This is a genomic window from Parendozoicomonas haliclonae (assembly GCF_900174585.1).
GTDB lineage: Bacteria > Pseudomonadota > Gammaproteobacteria > Pseudomonadales > Endozoicomonadaceae > Sansalvadorimonas > Sansalvadorimonas haliclonae.
This window is the reverse complement of sequence record NZ_FWPT01000005.1, coordinates 18588-31304: the sequence shown is the minus strand read 5'-3', so window position 1 is coordinate 31304 and position 12717 is coordinate 18588. Positions and strand designations below refer to the sequence as shown.

Genomic DNA, 12717 nt, shown 5'->3' with positions numbered 1-12717 from the left:
CCCACGGGCTATGATTTAAAAGTTGTAATCAAGCGAAAACAGACCGGTGACGCCTTTTTCGTCTTTGAAGCGGGTACCCAGCTCATCGGTACCCCCATACGCCACGTAATAATCCAGACCCGCACTTAACGTCACAGGGCCAGTGCTGTAGCTGACAATTCCACCAAGGCTCTTATAGCCATCAGTAGTCGCCAGGGCTGTTACACCGCCACCGTCTTTCCCTTCATAACTGGCAAGAGCCGCCAGGCTCCAGTTTTCATCCAACTGATGACCAAGCCCCAGAGTATAGGTAAATATATTTTTCTTGTGGCTGTTCAGCGGCTCACCAAAAAGCATTTGATACTGCTCTGGTGCAATCACTGATTCCTTCCATTCCACCCAGCGAATGGAAGCAAACAGCAAGGTATCGGCAGCCACTCCGGTTTCAAAATCCAAGGTCACGGATTTCGGCATTTCAATGGTTGTTTTGGATTGTGCCGTTCCCAGAATACTGGTTTCTGTAGTGCTGAATTTTTGCTTGATTGCTGTGGTGTAAGTTAAGGAAGCGAGCAAGGCTATATTAGGAATTTGATATGCAGCCCCCAGAACATAGCCATAGTCTGTCGTATCTGAGAGTTTGAGGGAGTAACCGCCAGGAACAAGCGTTGAAGGAAGTTCACCAGACACATCCGTTTTCAGCATACGGATACCACCGTAAACGGATATATCATTTTCCATCTGATACCGGGCCAAAAATGTCAACTGATCGCTATTGATTTCACCCTTCTGGCCAGCATAAGCGCCTTGTTTGTAGTCAGCCTTTAGCAAATAAGGCTGGTTATACATCACAGCAGAGGACCAGTTTTCATCCCACTGGTGCTTATAGCTCATCCTTGGAACCACAAAATTATCGTAAGGCTTGCCGGCATTCCCTCCACCAAGAGCATCAGCGTAACGCCCCGTGTCGTAGGCCTTAACATAGGCACCAGAAATATTGAGGTTATTCCCCTCAACAAAAAGCTGGTCGATTGGCAGTGAGTCACCTTCAAAACCACCAGCCTGGGCAAGGCCGGAGCAAGCGGCGATAACGGCAGCCAGCGATGCGGATGTGTGCTTAATCATTGTGAGGGATCCATTGTTATTTTTATGTTTTTTATTTTTATTCATTGCCAGCCCAAGAACCGGTTCAGGTGAAACCGGCAACATCAAAACACGAGCTTAAGCTCACATATCTTATGTGCAAAATATTGAACGGGTCAATATGCGAGCCACAACTCACATTTGTCTTTTGGACGGTAAAAATGTTTTATTTCGCATTAGAACAGCTAAGCGCTCTACGGAGAGAGTCAATTGTCGACAGAAACTACCAATATGCGCACTGTGGCGATAAGAAAGTCACCCCGCCAAAAACGCTCACAGGAAAAGGTCGAGCGCATCCTTGATGAAGCGCGTTTGATATTGACTGAGCAAGGTTTGGAGCAATTAACGACCAACCATATTGCCAGACGCTCAGGTATGTCGATTGGGTCAATTTACCAATACTTCCCCAACAAACAGTCCATTCTTAACGAACTGTATTTACGCTGGCTGAAGGGTGTTCGGGACGTTGTCGTCGGGTTTGATACGGACGAGACCAATGGTCGTAATTTCTATGAGGTAGCCGCAGAGCTATTGCCTGCTATTTTTCAGGCTGAACTCCATTCTGAACTCGACAGCCGTTTTCAGGATGAACTGAAGAAAGGTATGGCGCTTTACCCGGAATTAACGGAAATTGAGCAAGAGCATGGGGATATTATTGTCAGCACCCTTTCCAGCTTGCTATACCGGGTTGGTGTACATATTGATGACGAGACCCGTCACCATCTGGCTTACTTTCTGTATATGCAGAGTGATTGTTTGGAAGCAATGCTTATCGATACCAACTGCTCCCCGGAACAGGCCTTTACATGGTTTAACCAGGCTATTCACGGCGTTATGCAAAACTACCTCCCTGACCATGATGAATAGTACATTTATAACCTTTCATAACCACGTACTAAGGTCGTGGTTATGACACACGATAAATAAACCTGAAAATAGAATCCCCTATGAGTATCAGCTTGATAAAGCATAATTTTTCACCAATTCACGTTGAGACAGCAGAGATTGGTTTTACCGTAACCCCTTACATACCCCTACAAATCTCGGCATAATTATTTCTTAGAATCGAAAATCAAAGTTGGCTGCCTGGTGTACTGTGCAACTGACCGGCGGTAGCGTGGGTAACATTTTATACACTGGTAGCTGGGGTACTGATGTGGCGGGTATTCAGAGTGAAAATCATTACTGTCTTGATAGACTGCTAGTTTACGTGCATCCCAATTCGATACTGAACGCCATATAAGCAACTGTTAAGTGCACGCATACATCGAGAATGTGAATGAAATTATCTGAAATACAAGAGACCATTAAGGAACATGATTTTAATCTCGAAAACAAGCCGGGATATTTCATGAAACTGATCGAAGAGGTAGGCGAGCTTTCCGAAGCAATTAGAAAGGAAAAGTCAGGCCAGCCTACAGAGTTCAATATTAAGGGTTCGATCGCTGAAGAACTCAATGATATTTTATATTATGTATGTGCTCTGGCTAACGTTCACGATATTGATCTAGAAGAGACATATATCCTTAAAGATAAACTCAATAAGGTAAAATACAGCAGGTAAAAATGCACTTAACAAGGCGCAGCAACGGACTGTCAAACCTGTCACTTTTTGTGCTATTCGCACAAAAACCGCCAGCTTCGCCAGCCACTGTGCGCGGCATTAGCTGTTCAAATATCATCAGGTGCATTTATGTATACTCGATTTACAGTAAATTATAAAAATAAAAACTCTGGAGTAGATCAGGGTGTTTTGGGCGCAGCATTTAAATTAAAAAAAGACGACGAAATTCCAATTGAATTTAAAAAATCATTTGATGACTGTTTAAATTGGTTTCAAAAACATCTAATTACACCTGTAATCTTTGAGCTAGGTGAAAATAAGAATAGCGTCTACTGGTTCAAAAATACAGCAATTGAAGCAATCAAAAAAGTAAGAGTCATCATACCAATTTTACAAGCTTGTGGTCTTGAGGTTTGTGAAAACAACTCAGATAAACCTGGAAAAATAATCTATGAAGACAATCAACAAGTAGTAGCCATACCAAAGCGATAGATTTTTTAAAAATATTTTATTAAAGAATCCTAAAATCAGGATGCCATTATCAAGTTCAGAGACACCCAACAAAAAATCCAAATGACGAAACCTGAACCAAGCGTCAGGCACCATACAAAACTTTAGCAACTGAGTTAATTGAACCGAGTAGCAATAAGAATCCAATACTTTTACCATTACTAGATACATAAATAAACAAAATACAATGTTATTTATGAAGATCTCAGATAAAAAAGCATTAACATTTATTCTTGTTCTAGGAATGATATTGACGTATCTGGATTATTCATTTGGCATCACCCTTCTTGTTTTTTCTTTGTTTTGCCTATTGTTTCCAAACATAGCTTTCCCTGATAAAGGAACCAGAGAAAAAATAAGAGAGCGAGTTATAAGCTCACGTAACACACCGATTAAATGGTACATTTCACCAATACCCTATTTGGCAGTAGCTATATTATTATTGCTTTTTGTGTGGATCAGCACCTAACAAGTGATCATGGTATTTCTCAGCTCGATCGTGGGACGAGTTAGATGCCACAAATCATCAGCGTCAACATTTACCTCCAACTAAACAAATTCGAAAAATAAATAAAATGAATAAATATAAAGGAAGCTGCTTATGTGGCTCTATTCAAATTGAACTGAATGGCCATATCACAGATATAATACACTGCCATTGTTCACTATGCCGTAAGGCCACTGGTACAGCTTATGCGACAAATGGATTTATAAATACTGAAGACTTTGTAATCCTCGATAAAGATAAGCAACTCGAGTTTTATGAGAGAGTTTCTGGAAAAAGACGGTATTTCTGTAAAAATTGTGGTTCGCCAGTGTTCAGTTCAAATTCGGGAAACCCCAATAAATATAGAATTCGACTCGGCATACTGGACTCTGAAATTAATGAGCGTCCAATATCACATAACTTTGTCACATCCAAAGCTTCTTGGGACGATCTAGATTCAGACTTACCGCGCTACGAAAGCTATGAGCCATCACGCAACAAAAGCTGACATGCATAAACAGCTTGCACCAAAAAAAATAAATCAAAGCGATACCTGAAGCGCAACTTATTAAGGTTTGCACGCTATAGACCTAGCGCATATTAAACATCATCACAACGGTAATAAAAACTATGATGGAGACTCGTGGAAAGTGCTCATGTGGCAGCATTGAGTGGAAAGCATCGGCTAAGCCTTTTATCGTTTTAAATTGTCACTGCAATACATGCAGAGCAATGAATGGTGCCGACTATAGTCCATGGGTGATTTTCAAATCATCAGATTACAGCATTATCTCCGGAGCAGAACATTTACATACATATAATGCAACTGAACACTTCTCAAAATGTTTTTGTAAGAAATGCGGATCAACTATCCACGCAGTAAATAATAAAAAATTCCCGAACCATACATACGTATCTCGTGGCAATATAACCGAGTCACCACGATTAAAAACAAATATTCAAGTCTATACAAACAACAAGGTCGACTGGGTAGAGCTCCCCAAAGACATCCCAGAAATCAATCCATAAACCAACCCATCTATAAATCTCGGAATAATTATTTTCACAATCGAAAATCAAAGTTAGTTGCCTTGGGTATTGTGCAACTGATCAGCGGTAGCGTGGATATGAGAAATACTGCGTGCAAGACCTAAAATATTAATCAAAATAACAGAGTTGAACTTTCAACAATGATCATCACCGATACCACCCTACCGCAGCAAAAAGTGTCATTTCGCTATGTTAATTTCTTAGCCTGTGTAGCGTTAGCAATTCAGCTTAGTCGCATAGATGAATTAACCTTCACTGGGCTGCTCCTGACCTCTCTTGGCTTTACTGCGCTACTCATATTAATTTTTTATATCCGCAGCCGGTCGCAGGAATTCCCTATTTTTGAATGGCAAGGGAACATTATCCGCTATGGAGACTGCCGACAGAATAACTGCCCGCAGGTTGATTTAGATCGAGTCATTAAAGTTCATTACAACAAGAACATTCTTGTGTTCGAGGGTGAATATCCCTATATGCACGAGATATTTTTCAGCAATAGCCAGAGAATTTTTGTTCGGGAAATCATTGATCAGTTAGAGAAACAAAAACCTAATATCCAAATAACTCCACTTGCCAAAAACAATCTCGGTTCGTTTATACCCTGATGTATCAAACTATTATCTTTGATTACGGCAACACACTGTGTCAGGTTGGTTCCTTAACCGCCTCCCTTGAAGCCATTCTTCCTTCAAGGAACGCCAGAACCATTGGCGAAGAGCTGGATGCACAAATCCTTCGGCTCTATACCCCAGATCAGAAAGAACAGCCAGATTGGCTGGAGGTCTGGGAACAGGCTTTTAAGAAGTTTGATGAACCATTTACACAGGCCATTGGCATAGCGCACCTTCAGCATTTCTGCGCCTCTGGAACACTCTACCGCGACACAAAAGCCATGCTTTCTTCTCTGAAAGATCAAGGCGTGACTCTGGTATTACTCTCCAATGCTACAGGCCCGGAAGAAGTATTCTGGAACGATCTGGCACATCGCGGTATTTTAAAGTTTTTCGATCGGGCGATCTGGTCCTGTGCCATTGGCTACAGAAAACCCAGCCCTCTGGCTTTTGAACAAGCAATAAAAAGCGTAGGAGCAGAACCGTCTACGACACTGGTCGTTGGGGACAGTGAGATTGCCGATATCCAAGGCGCAAATAACTACGGCCTCGATAGCCTGCTGGTTTATAACCATCCACCTGATTGCACCGCAGCCCGATACAGCACGTCGCACAAGCAACTGTTTGCTCTGTTGAAAAGGCTGATAATAATGCCCGGATAATAAAAACAGTTAAGGGAATAATAATAATGAAAAAACTCGCTCTTACAGCAGCTCTTATTCTTGCGTCTCAAACCACATGGGCCAGTAATATCGCCTGTTACAGCAAGTCATCTGACTTTAGGAAAACCGGAGAGCAGTACTTTGAACTGGATAATAATCTGAAAGTCAGCATAAGAAACAAAAATAATATCAAAGCCATTAATAAAGCCATCAAAGGTAATTGGTCAGGAAAAATTATTGAAACCAGTTGCACGGGGTCCGATAAACGCCCTAAAAGAGAGGTTGACCGAGGTACGGTTAAGGCCAGCTTTTCCAGCAAAAACAACTCGCTGGTTGTAGCCCGGATTCAGAAAAAAATGGCTACGTCAAAAACCTCCGGAGGCGATAAGCTGGAACCTCTTCTGCGAGATAACATCTTTTCTCTGAACACCTCAAAAGCCTCAATATTTTCCAGTAATAAAATTCGACAAAAAGTCGGAGCAGGCTCGCGACTGGTTGAACGGGTATTGGACCTTTCCCTGAAAGGCGACACCCTGGTGGTAAATATTGATGAATACGCTAATGGTGTTTTTGTTAACAGCCAGACGTTGCACCTCTCCCGTTAAAATGAAGATACTCCATCGCCTGCTCACCCCCATTCTGCTAGCCCTGCTTTCAGCCTCAGCTACAGCTCAGGACTGTGTCATTTTGCTGCATGGGCTGGCGCGTAGTGAAAGCTCCCTCTCCCGTACTGAAGGCGCCCTACAGGAACAGGGCTATGCGACCGTAAATATGGGTTACCCCTCAACCCGACACACGATCGAAGAGCTGGCGGTTCCCACCATTGATAAAGCCCTTGGACAATGCCCTAAAGCCAGTCGGGTGCATTTTGTCACCCATTCTATGGGCGGCATTCTGGTTCGTCAGTATCTGCAGGAGAAGACCATTGATCACCTTGGGCGGGTGGTGATGCTCGGGCCTCCCAACCAGGGCAGCGAAGTGGTGGACTCTCTTGGCAACGTACCCGGGTTTACCCTGATTAATGGCCCGGCCGGTCTGCAACTGGGTACAGGTGTACTGAGTGTCCCCAATACACTCGGGCCAGCGAATTTTGAGCTAGGTGTTATTGCCGGTTCACGCAGTATCAACCTGATACTCTCCACCATTCTGCCGGGCGAAGATGATGGCAAGGTCACGGTCGAGAATACCCGGCTTGAGGGCATGAAGGATCATATCACCCTGCCGGTGACGCATACGTTTATGATGAGTAATCCAGCCGTGATTGATAATGTGATTCACTTTCTGGCTGAAGGCCGGTTTCAGCATAATAACCGATAACATCGCGAACCATTCAAAATGCTGACCGGGATTGTCACATGAATAAAAAATATCTCTATCTGCTCGCCAGCACCCTGATCAATATGTTGCTGGCACTGGTATTAGCCTTTGCAGTCTTTATCGCCCCTATGATTGGTGTGGTATGGTTTCTTATCGCGTTTAATAAAAAGAAATCGGCTGCCACTCGAGAAGAAATCGAGAGTATCTCCGTGAATCAATCCCTGGCACTTGGATTTATTATCGGGCCGATTTTAACGGTCGCACTCTATATCAGCATTTTCGTAATCAATTAGAGAAGGAGATTCTATGTGGAAGACAATATGGGAATACAAAATTGTCGATTCCGAACAGGCAGAGAAAGGTGGCTTTCTTAAAGGTCGTACGCTGGAGCAGGCCGAGGCTTACCTTAACGCACTGGGCCAGCAGGGTTGGGAGATCATTGATCTCGATTTCCGTATGGATCCTACCATGCCCGGTGGCCCAACCGTATTTAACGGTGTCGCCAAACGTGCCAAGCGCAGTTAAGCCTTCTCAGACAAATTTCATATAACAACCATGACCCTGAATGCATTACAGAAGCTGTTTAGCTCGACCGTTTATATCCAGATTTGGACGGATCGTATCAAGGCCGTTGATATTGATTCTGGCCTGACTTTTGATGAACCAGCCCTTGTCGCTTTAAAAGGTGAGAACGAGAGTAAACAACTCTGCGAAGCCATTGGCTATGCCGCGCAAGCTCATGAACAAAGCGACACTCTCTCTTTGCTGTCGCCTTTCAATCATCCACGTATTCTGTGTGCAGACTTTCATCAGGCAGAAACTCTGGTGAAGGCCGTAATCCGAAAGATATCCGGTAATAAGCTTCTGCCACCGGCACCAGCCGTGATCGTCCAGCCTATGGAGCGTTTAGAGGGCGGCTTAACCACCGTGGAAACCCGGCTGTTCCATGAAATGATGCTGGGAGCCGGAGCCCGGGATGCCGTCGTTTATACCGGTCAAGAACTTCTCCCGGCCGAGATCGACTTTGCTCGCATCAAAGCCAGTCAAAATGACTGACGCTTCTCATCCCAGGGAAGATGCCCGGTTTTCACAAAAATCAGAGCCCCATCCTCTTTGGTAAAAGGCTTATGCTGGCTAAGATGTGGGCTACGTATCCAGGTACCCTTCGGATACTCGCCATGTTCATCATAAAAGGTACCTTCCAGAACGAAGATCTCTTCCCCGCCCCAGTGTCGATGCGGATTAAAGCGGGTATTGGGCGCCCACTCCACCAGCGCCACATGCTCCCCTTCAAAGTCGTGTAAAAGCATCACCCGTAGTCCATCAACCAGACCCTGATGCCAGACACCGGTGTTCGTATCCAGCGCCTTCTGTTCCTGATCTTCCGGGCGGAACTGGTGAAGCTTCACCAGAATTGTCGCCCCACTTTCACCAATACGTGGCGTATGGGCGGTACCAATGGGATTACGCACATAACTGCCCGACGGATAATCCTGGTGCTCATCAGAGAACACACCCTCCAGAACCAGAAACTCCTCACCGCCATCATGGCGATGGGCTGAGAACTGACTGTTCGGGGCAAACCGAACCAAAGAAGTCGCCCGACCCACTTCATCACCGATACGGTCAAGCTTCATCCTCTCTACACCGGGCATGGGAGAGTCCACCCACTGGTAGTCTTGTGGACGGATCACAACACGCTGGCTGAAGTCGGCATGAATTCGGGTGGTCATGGCTGAACTCGGATTTATGATCTGGATTTGTCGTTTTTCTCAGAATCCATATTACCGCAAAATTGGATTTAAGGCGCGCCAGAGCGGCCTTCAACCGGGTTCCTGCCGGCCAACATCATCAAAAGGATAATGCTTATGATTTTTTTCATTTTCAGCATACTCTTTTTTCTATGGGTTCTGTTTATGGATGGTGCCCGTCGTATTGAAGGCACGCTGCTGGCCTATTTTGAATTTGGCCGCTTTGGAGAAAATGCCACCATGATTAAGCTCTGTGCATGGGCGGGATTAATTGCGAGTGCTGTCTGGCTGATCAAATCGACGTTCTAGTATCTGCGACTGCCATCAGGATAAGGATATCCACGATGCCATCAATAAAAAGACACTTAACACTGCTTACACTTGTCGTATTGGCCGGATGTACCGAGCCAGACAATGGAACAGTTATCCTCACTCAACAGGCTCGTATTACCGACGAACAGCACGACAGGATTAATCGTCATTACGCCTATCTAGTTGATGTTCAGGACAATATTACCCGCGACTACCAGATTGGTGCCTACACCCAGAAATATGTACTGAAACAGACGGAACGGCTGGGTAATACCCTGCCATCGCTGAATTGGCGATTGGCTGTTGATGGCGCCATCATCAACCTTAATTACGACCTTTTTATGGCCGAACTGCAGCCCGGTCAAAACAAACCGGCCATTCAAGGGCTGATTGCCCATGAGCTGGCCCATGCTCAGCACTATCTGTACTTCTCCGCCCGTGAGCTGTTGCTGTTGGGGTTTCGCTACCGTTCCTATGAAAGCCATCATGCTGATAGCCCTTGGGCGGAGTGGGTCCGCAGCTATGAGCAATTCACCGATATGCAGGCCATTGCCTACGGCTATGCCACACCCTTGATCGCGCAAAAATATAAGACACAGGAATACCTGAAAAAGGAGGCCAGCCCTCAGCAACACTATGCGTTCAGTGCTTATCTCACTCCCGAGCAGATATTGCGCATGCAGGCTGATCCGAATCTGTTTGACCAACATCTGACAGTGCTGTTAAAAACACTGGAATGGGAGGTATTTCAAAACATTGCCTCCCGCTTTCCAGCCTATAAGAAGTCTAATAATCATGATTGAGCTGCGCGATTTTATTCACGACGATGCCCAAACTTTGCAGCGTCTGGCCAATAACCCCAAAGTCTCCCGCTATCTGGTGGATATATTCCCTTACCCTTATACCGATACGGATGCCGAGTGGTGGATTACCACAGGTTCCAAACAGGGTATTACCAAAGTCATTCTCCATAATGGTGAGTTTGTTGGTTCTGTTGCTGCGGTAAGAAGAACACACGAACAGCGGCATATGGCTTCTGTTGGCTATTGGCTCGGTGAACCTTTCTGGGGGCAAGGGATTGCGGCAACGGCCCTGCAACAGTTAACTGAAGAGGTTTTTGCTACCACGGATATCCAGAAACTTTCCGCAGGTGTCTTCAGCCCCAATACAGCCTCTATGCGCGTACTGGAAAAAGCCGGTTATCATCGGGAAGCGATTCTAAAGAAGGCTATTCTCAAACCGGAAGGTCTGCTGGATGAACATATTTTTGTTCGCTTCCGGGATATGTGACATTACATATTATTATTGAGAATATAAAGATTCACCCAGCCAACCAGGGAGGTTCCTATGGCCTATAAACACACACAGATCGGGGTGGCAATGCTGGTTATTTTTGGTCTGGTGATCGCTATAATCACGCCGACTGCTCTCAGCGACGCTGCAACCCCTTTGTTCTGGTTTGCCTTTGCCATCTGTTTTGGTGCTATGTTCCTGTTTGCCTCACTGAGCATCGAGGTCAGCAGCGACACAATTAACTGGTTCTTTGGGCCGAGGTTCTGGAAGAAGTCTATCTCACTTGCTGATATCACGGCTGCCAAAAAGGTTCGCACTAAATGGTATTACGGACTGGGCATTCGGCTGACATCCACCGGCTGGCTGTACAATGTTTCCGGGCTTACCGCTGTAGAACTTTCCCTGAAGGATGGGACTACGGTTATGCTGGGCACCAATGATGCTGACAATCTGCTGAGCGCTTTGAATGGCCGGATTGCCGTTTAAACAATCCATCTCTCAGGCAGATAAAAAAAGACCGCACCCTAATCAGGCTGCGGTCTTTTTTTGGATTTTTTATATCAATAATTACTGCTTCACCAGATCACGCTCATAATTCAGACGCTTGGCCGCATCCAGCGTTAACAGCTGCATAAAGGCTTTGGTTTCATAATCATTGCCCACCGGAGCGCCATCACCACCATTACCGCCAAAGACATTGGTTGGCACCTGACGTTTGGCATAAGCCGCAGCCCACAGTTCCTGGATCTTGATTTCCGCATCCAGCTTCTGGGCCAGTGCGTTATCTGCCTGCAGAATCACCTTCTTCTGATAGGCTTCGGCATCGGCCAGAGTGCGCTGGGTCTGGGCTTCAATCTTGGCCTTATCCAGATTAATTTCCGCAGTTTCCTTCTGAATCTGAGCTTCTGCCTTCAGCTTTTCTGCCTTGGTAATGGCCAGTTGCTTTTCAGTTTCCGCTTCTGTGGTTTTCTGAATCTGCTCAACCTTGGCCTTGGCCTGACGCTCAGCTACTTCCCGCTCACCACGTGCAATTGCCAGCAGACGCTGCTCTTCTTCCTGCACCCGCTGCTCTCGGGCAATAGCCCGGTCGGCAGAGGCCTTCTGCTTGAGCTGCATCCGCTCGATAAACTTCTGGTTTGGCTTCATATCGGTAACCAGTGCAGAAACGACAGTGATACCGTAATCGGTAAAGCGCTGAGTTTTGCGCATGGGCAGACCAGCCTCATCCAGCACCTTCTTCACCACAAAAATGGTTTTGGCATCTTCACCATACTCTTCCTGATCAGTGCCCAATGCGGCATTGGCAGTACCGGATAGCTTCTTGGTGGAGTTCACCGTTACCTCTTCCCGCTTCACCAGATAGATACCATTGCGCATCTGGTTCTCAAACTCGGAGTTGAACTCCGTCCGGCCACCAGCGTAATACTCTTCTGCAGCCATCAGAGAAGCATTGGCCTGCAGGGTCTCTTTGAATGCCGGCAACAAAGCTGTGCGAAGCAGGTTTTCCGGAGAACGGTATTCGTGGGCCAGACGCAGGAAACCCTCTTCATCCGAAGGAATCGAGAAACGTACAGTGGCTTCCGCATGAGCATCCACCTGATCCAGATACATAATGCTCAGCGGTGGCAGTGTAGCCGAAGCACTGTTGCCATCCTTTTCAGAAGTGATCGAACTTTGCGAGCCGGAAACGGCCTGCACGGTCATCGCCCGCTTCCAGGCGTTATAACGACCGAAGGGATAGAATTTATAGCCAATCTCGGTCACTACGGTTTCATTACCGGTGACGGTGCGGACATGGTAGATATAACCGGGTTCCGCATAGAAAAACGACTGTGAGAGCACATACATTATGACCAGCAGGGCAATAATGCCGCCGACAGTTTTGCCATTAATCGAGAACTTCCGCCCCGATTCAATCACTTCATCCATTTCTGTCATTCCCTGTTGTTTATTTATATTTGTTTGTCGTTTATTAGGCGTTTTAACGCATGGTTAGATTATGCACAGTTGCCCCCACTTTCAATAGCCAACCATTTCACTC

Annotated in this window: 19 protein-coding genes; 16 read left to right on the top strand and 3 right to left on the bottom strand. The window is 45.7% G+C overall.

What is annotated here, in order from left to right:
- Positions 1 to 15: 15 nt before the first annotated feature.
- Entirely contained in the window at positions 16 to 1101 is a 1086-nt protein-coding gene (locus EHSB41UT_RS11580; RefSeq protein ID WP_165767230.1) for a hypothetical protein, read from the bottom strand.
- A gap of 228 nt (positions 1102 to 1329) precedes the next feature.
- Between EHSB41UT_RS11580 and EHSB41UT_RS11575 the strand changes: the two genes are divergently transcribed.
- The 12 genes from EHSB41UT_RS11575 to EHSB41UT_RS11520 all read left to right on the top strand — a co-directional run bounded on the left by EHSB41UT_RS11575 (position 1330) and on the right by EHSB41UT_RS11520 (position 8376).
- Positions 1330 to 1986 (top strand): TetR/AcrR family transcriptional regulator, encoded by a 657-nt coding sequence (locus tag EHSB41UT_RS11575; protein ID WP_133060482.1) that lies wholly within the window; start codon positions 1330 to 1332, stop codon positions 1984 to 1986.
- A gap of 412 nt (positions 1987 to 2398) precedes the next feature.
- Positions 2399 to 2683, top strand: coding sequence for a MazG nucleotide pyrophosphohydrolase domain-containing protein (locus EHSB41UT_RS11570; RefSeq protein ID WP_087109953.1), 285 nt, complete (start codon positions 2399 to 2401; stop codon positions 2681 to 2683).
- Between the two features lie 129 nt (positions 2684 to 2812).
- Positions 2813 to 3175, top strand: coding sequence for a hypothetical protein (locus EHSB41UT_RS11565; RefSeq protein WP_087109951.1), 363 nt, complete (start codon positions 2813 to 2815; stop codon positions 3173 to 3175).
- Positions 3176 to 3768: 593 nt separating this feature from the next.
- A complete protein-coding gene (locus tag EHSB41UT_RS11560; protein WP_087109950.1) occupies positions 3769 to 4188 on the top strand; it encodes a GFA family protein in 420 nt (139 codons plus the stop codon).
- A gap of 122 nt (positions 4189 to 4310) precedes the next feature.
- Positions 4311 to 4709 carry a GFA family protein gene (locus tag EHSB41UT_RS25025; protein WP_087109948.1) on the top strand — a complete coding sequence of 133 codons (399 nt, stop codon included), beginning with the start codon at positions 4311 to 4313 and terminating at the stop codon, positions 4707 to 4709.
- Between the two features lie 161 nt (positions 4710 to 4870).
- Positions 4871 to 5335, top strand: a complete 465-nt coding sequence (locus EHSB41UT_RS11550; protein WP_087109946.1) for a hypothetical protein — start codon at positions 4871 to 4873, stop codon at positions 5333 to 5335.
- Entirely contained in the window at positions 5335 to 6003 is a 669-nt protein-coding gene (locus tag EHSB41UT_RS11545) for an HAD family hydrolase (protein ID WP_087109945.1), read from the top strand. Before EHSB41UT_RS11550 ends, EHSB41UT_RS11545 begins: the two co-directional genes overlap by 1 nt.
- Before the next feature lie 26 nt (positions 6004 to 6029).
- Entirely contained in the window at positions 6030 to 6608 is a 579-nt protein-coding gene (locus EHSB41UT_RS11540; protein ID WP_087109943.1) for a hypothetical protein, read from the top strand.
- A 1-nt stretch (position 6609) separates the two neighbouring features.
- The gene (locus EHSB41UT_RS11535) at positions 6610 to 7320 is read left to right on the top strand and encodes an esterase/lipase family protein (protein ID WP_242667297.1); all 711 of its coding nucleotides are present in this window, start codon (positions 6610 to 6612) and stop codon (positions 7318 to 7320) included.
- 38 nt (positions 7321 to 7358) lie between these two features.
- The gene (locus EHSB41UT_RS11530) at positions 7359 to 7613 is read left to right on the top strand and encodes a hypothetical protein (RefSeq protein WP_087109942.1); all 255 of its coding nucleotides are present in this window, start codon (positions 7359 to 7361) and stop codon (positions 7611 to 7613) included.
- A 13-nt stretch (positions 7614 to 7626) separates the two neighbouring features.
- Positions 7627 to 7845, top strand: coding sequence for a DUF4177 domain-containing protein (locus EHSB41UT_RS11525; protein WP_087109940.1), 219 nt, complete (start codon positions 7627 to 7629; stop codon positions 7843 to 7845).
- 30 nt (positions 7846 to 7875) lie between these two features.
- Positions 7876 to 8376 carry a rod shape-determining protein gene (locus EHSB41UT_RS11520; RefSeq protein ID WP_087109938.1) on the top strand — a complete coding sequence of 167 codons (501 nt, stop codon included), beginning with the start codon at positions 7876 to 7878 and terminating at the stop codon, positions 8374 to 8376.
- Here EHSB41UT_RS11520 and EHSB41UT_RS11515 read toward each other — a convergent pair.
- A complete protein-coding gene (locus tag EHSB41UT_RS11515) occupies positions 8364 to 9053 on the bottom strand; it encodes a cupin domain-containing protein (RefSeq protein ID WP_087109936.1) in 690 nt (229 codons plus the stop codon). The genes EHSB41UT_RS11520 and EHSB41UT_RS11515 overlap by 13 nt on opposite strands.
- Positions 9054 to 9188: 135 nt before the next feature.
- Between EHSB41UT_RS11515 and EHSB41UT_RS11510 the strand changes: the two genes are divergently transcribed.
- Genes EHSB41UT_RS11510 through EHSB41UT_RS11495 form a run of 4 tightly spaced genes read left to right on the top strand, consistent with a single transcriptional unit; the run spans position 9189 to position 11162 of the window.
- The gene (locus tag EHSB41UT_RS11510; protein WP_087109934.1) at positions 9189 to 9380 is read left to right on the top strand and encodes a hypothetical protein; all 192 of its coding nucleotides are present in this window, start codon (positions 9189 to 9191) and stop codon (positions 9378 to 9380) included.
- 35 nt (positions 9381 to 9415) lie between these two features.
- Positions 9416 to 10186, top strand: a complete 771-nt coding sequence (locus EHSB41UT_RS11505) for a hypothetical protein (protein WP_087109932.1) — start codon at positions 9416 to 9418, stop codon at positions 10184 to 10186.
- Positions 10179 to 10673 (top strand): GNAT family N-acetyltransferase, encoded by a 495-nt coding sequence (locus tag EHSB41UT_RS11500; protein WP_087109930.1) that lies wholly within the window; start codon positions 10179 to 10181, stop codon positions 10671 to 10673. Before EHSB41UT_RS11505 ends, EHSB41UT_RS11500 begins: the two co-directional genes overlap by 8 nt.
- Positions 10674 to 10730: 57 nt before the next feature.
- Complete coding sequence (locus tag EHSB41UT_RS11495; RefSeq protein WP_087109928.1) at positions 10731 to 11162, top strand: hypothetical protein; 432 nt, start codon at positions 10731 to 10733, stop codon at positions 11160 to 11162.
- Between the two features lie 81 nt (positions 11163 to 11243).
- On the opposite strand, the gene EHSB41UT_RS11490 is transcribed toward EHSB41UT_RS11495, so the two are convergent.
- The gene (locus EHSB41UT_RS11490; RefSeq protein ID WP_242667296.1) at positions 11244 to 12605 is read right to left on the bottom strand and encodes an SPFH domain-containing protein; all 1362 of its coding nucleotides are present in this window, start codon (positions 12603 to 12605) and stop codon (positions 11244 to 11246) included.
- Positions 12606 to 12717: the final 112 nt, after the last annotated feature.

Excerpts from the sequence above, each read along its gene's own strand:
- EHSB41UT_RS11580 (WP_165767230.1), bottom strand. The coding sequence starts at position 1,101 with ATGATTAAGCACACATCCGCATCGCTGGCTGCCGTTATCGCCGCTTGC.
- EHSB41UT_RS11570 (WP_087109953.1), top strand. The coding sequence starts at position 2,399 with ATGAAATTATCTGAAATACAAGAGACCATTAAGGAACATGATTTTAAT.
- EHSB41UT_RS11565 (WP_087109951.1), top strand. The coding sequence starts at position 2,813 with ATGTATACTCGATTTACAGTAAATTATAAAAATAAAAACTCTGGAGTA.
- EHSB41UT_RS11560 (WP_087109950.1), top strand. The coding sequence starts at position 3,769 with ATGAATAAATATAAAGGAAGCTGCTTATGTGGCTCTATTCAAATTGAA.
- EHSB41UT_RS25025 (WP_087109948.1), top strand. The coding sequence starts at position 4,311 with ATGATGGAGACTCGTGGAAAGTGCTCATGTGGCAGCATTGAGTGGAAA.
- EHSB41UT_RS11550 (WP_087109946.1), top strand. The coding sequence starts at position 4,871 with ATGATCATCACCGATACCACCCTACCGCAGCAAAAAGTGTCATTTCGC.
- EHSB41UT_RS11545 (WP_087109945.1), top strand. The coding sequence starts at position 5,335 with ATGTATCAAACTATTATCTTTGATTACGGCAACACACTGTGTCAGGTT.
- EHSB41UT_RS11540 (WP_087109943.1), top strand. The coding sequence starts at position 6,030 with ATGAAAAAACTCGCTCTTACAGCAGCTCTTATTCTTGCGTCTCAAACC.
- EHSB41UT_RS11535 (WP_242667297.1), top strand. The coding sequence starts at position 6,610 with ATGAAGATACTCCATCGCCTGCTCACCCCCATTCTGCTAGCCCTGCTT.
- EHSB41UT_RS11530 (WP_087109942.1), top strand. The coding sequence starts at position 7,359 with ATGAATAAAAAATATCTCTATCTGCTCGCCAGCACCCTGATCAATATG.
- EHSB41UT_RS11525 (WP_087109940.1), top strand. The coding sequence starts at position 7,627 with ATGTGGAAGACAATATGGGAATACAAAATTGTCGATTCCGAACAGGCA.
- EHSB41UT_RS11520 (WP_087109938.1), top strand. The coding sequence starts at position 7,876 with ATGACCCTGAATGCATTACAGAAGCTGTTTAGCTCGACCGTTTATATC.
- EHSB41UT_RS11515 (WP_087109936.1), bottom strand. The coding sequence starts at position 9,053 with ATGACCACCCGAATTCATGCCGACTTCAGCCAGCGTGTTGTGATCCGT.
- EHSB41UT_RS11510 (WP_087109934.1), top strand. The coding sequence starts at position 9,189 with ATGATTTTTTTCATTTTCAGCATACTCTTTTTTCTATGGGTTCTGTTT.
- EHSB41UT_RS11505 (WP_087109932.1), top strand. The coding sequence starts at position 9,416 with ATGCCATCAATAAAAAGACACTTAACACTGCTTACACTTGTCGTATTG.
- EHSB41UT_RS11500 (WP_087109930.1), top strand. The coding sequence starts at position 10,179 with ATGATTGAGCTGCGCGATTTTATTCACGACGATGCCCAAACTTTGCAG.
- EHSB41UT_RS11495 (WP_087109928.1), top strand. The coding sequence starts at position 10,731 with ATGGCCTATAAACACACACAGATCGGGGTGGCAATGCTGGTTATTTTT.
- EHSB41UT_RS11490 (WP_242667296.1), bottom strand. The coding sequence starts at position 12,605 with ATGGATGAAGTGATTGAATCGGGGCGGAAGTTCTCGATTAATGGCAAA.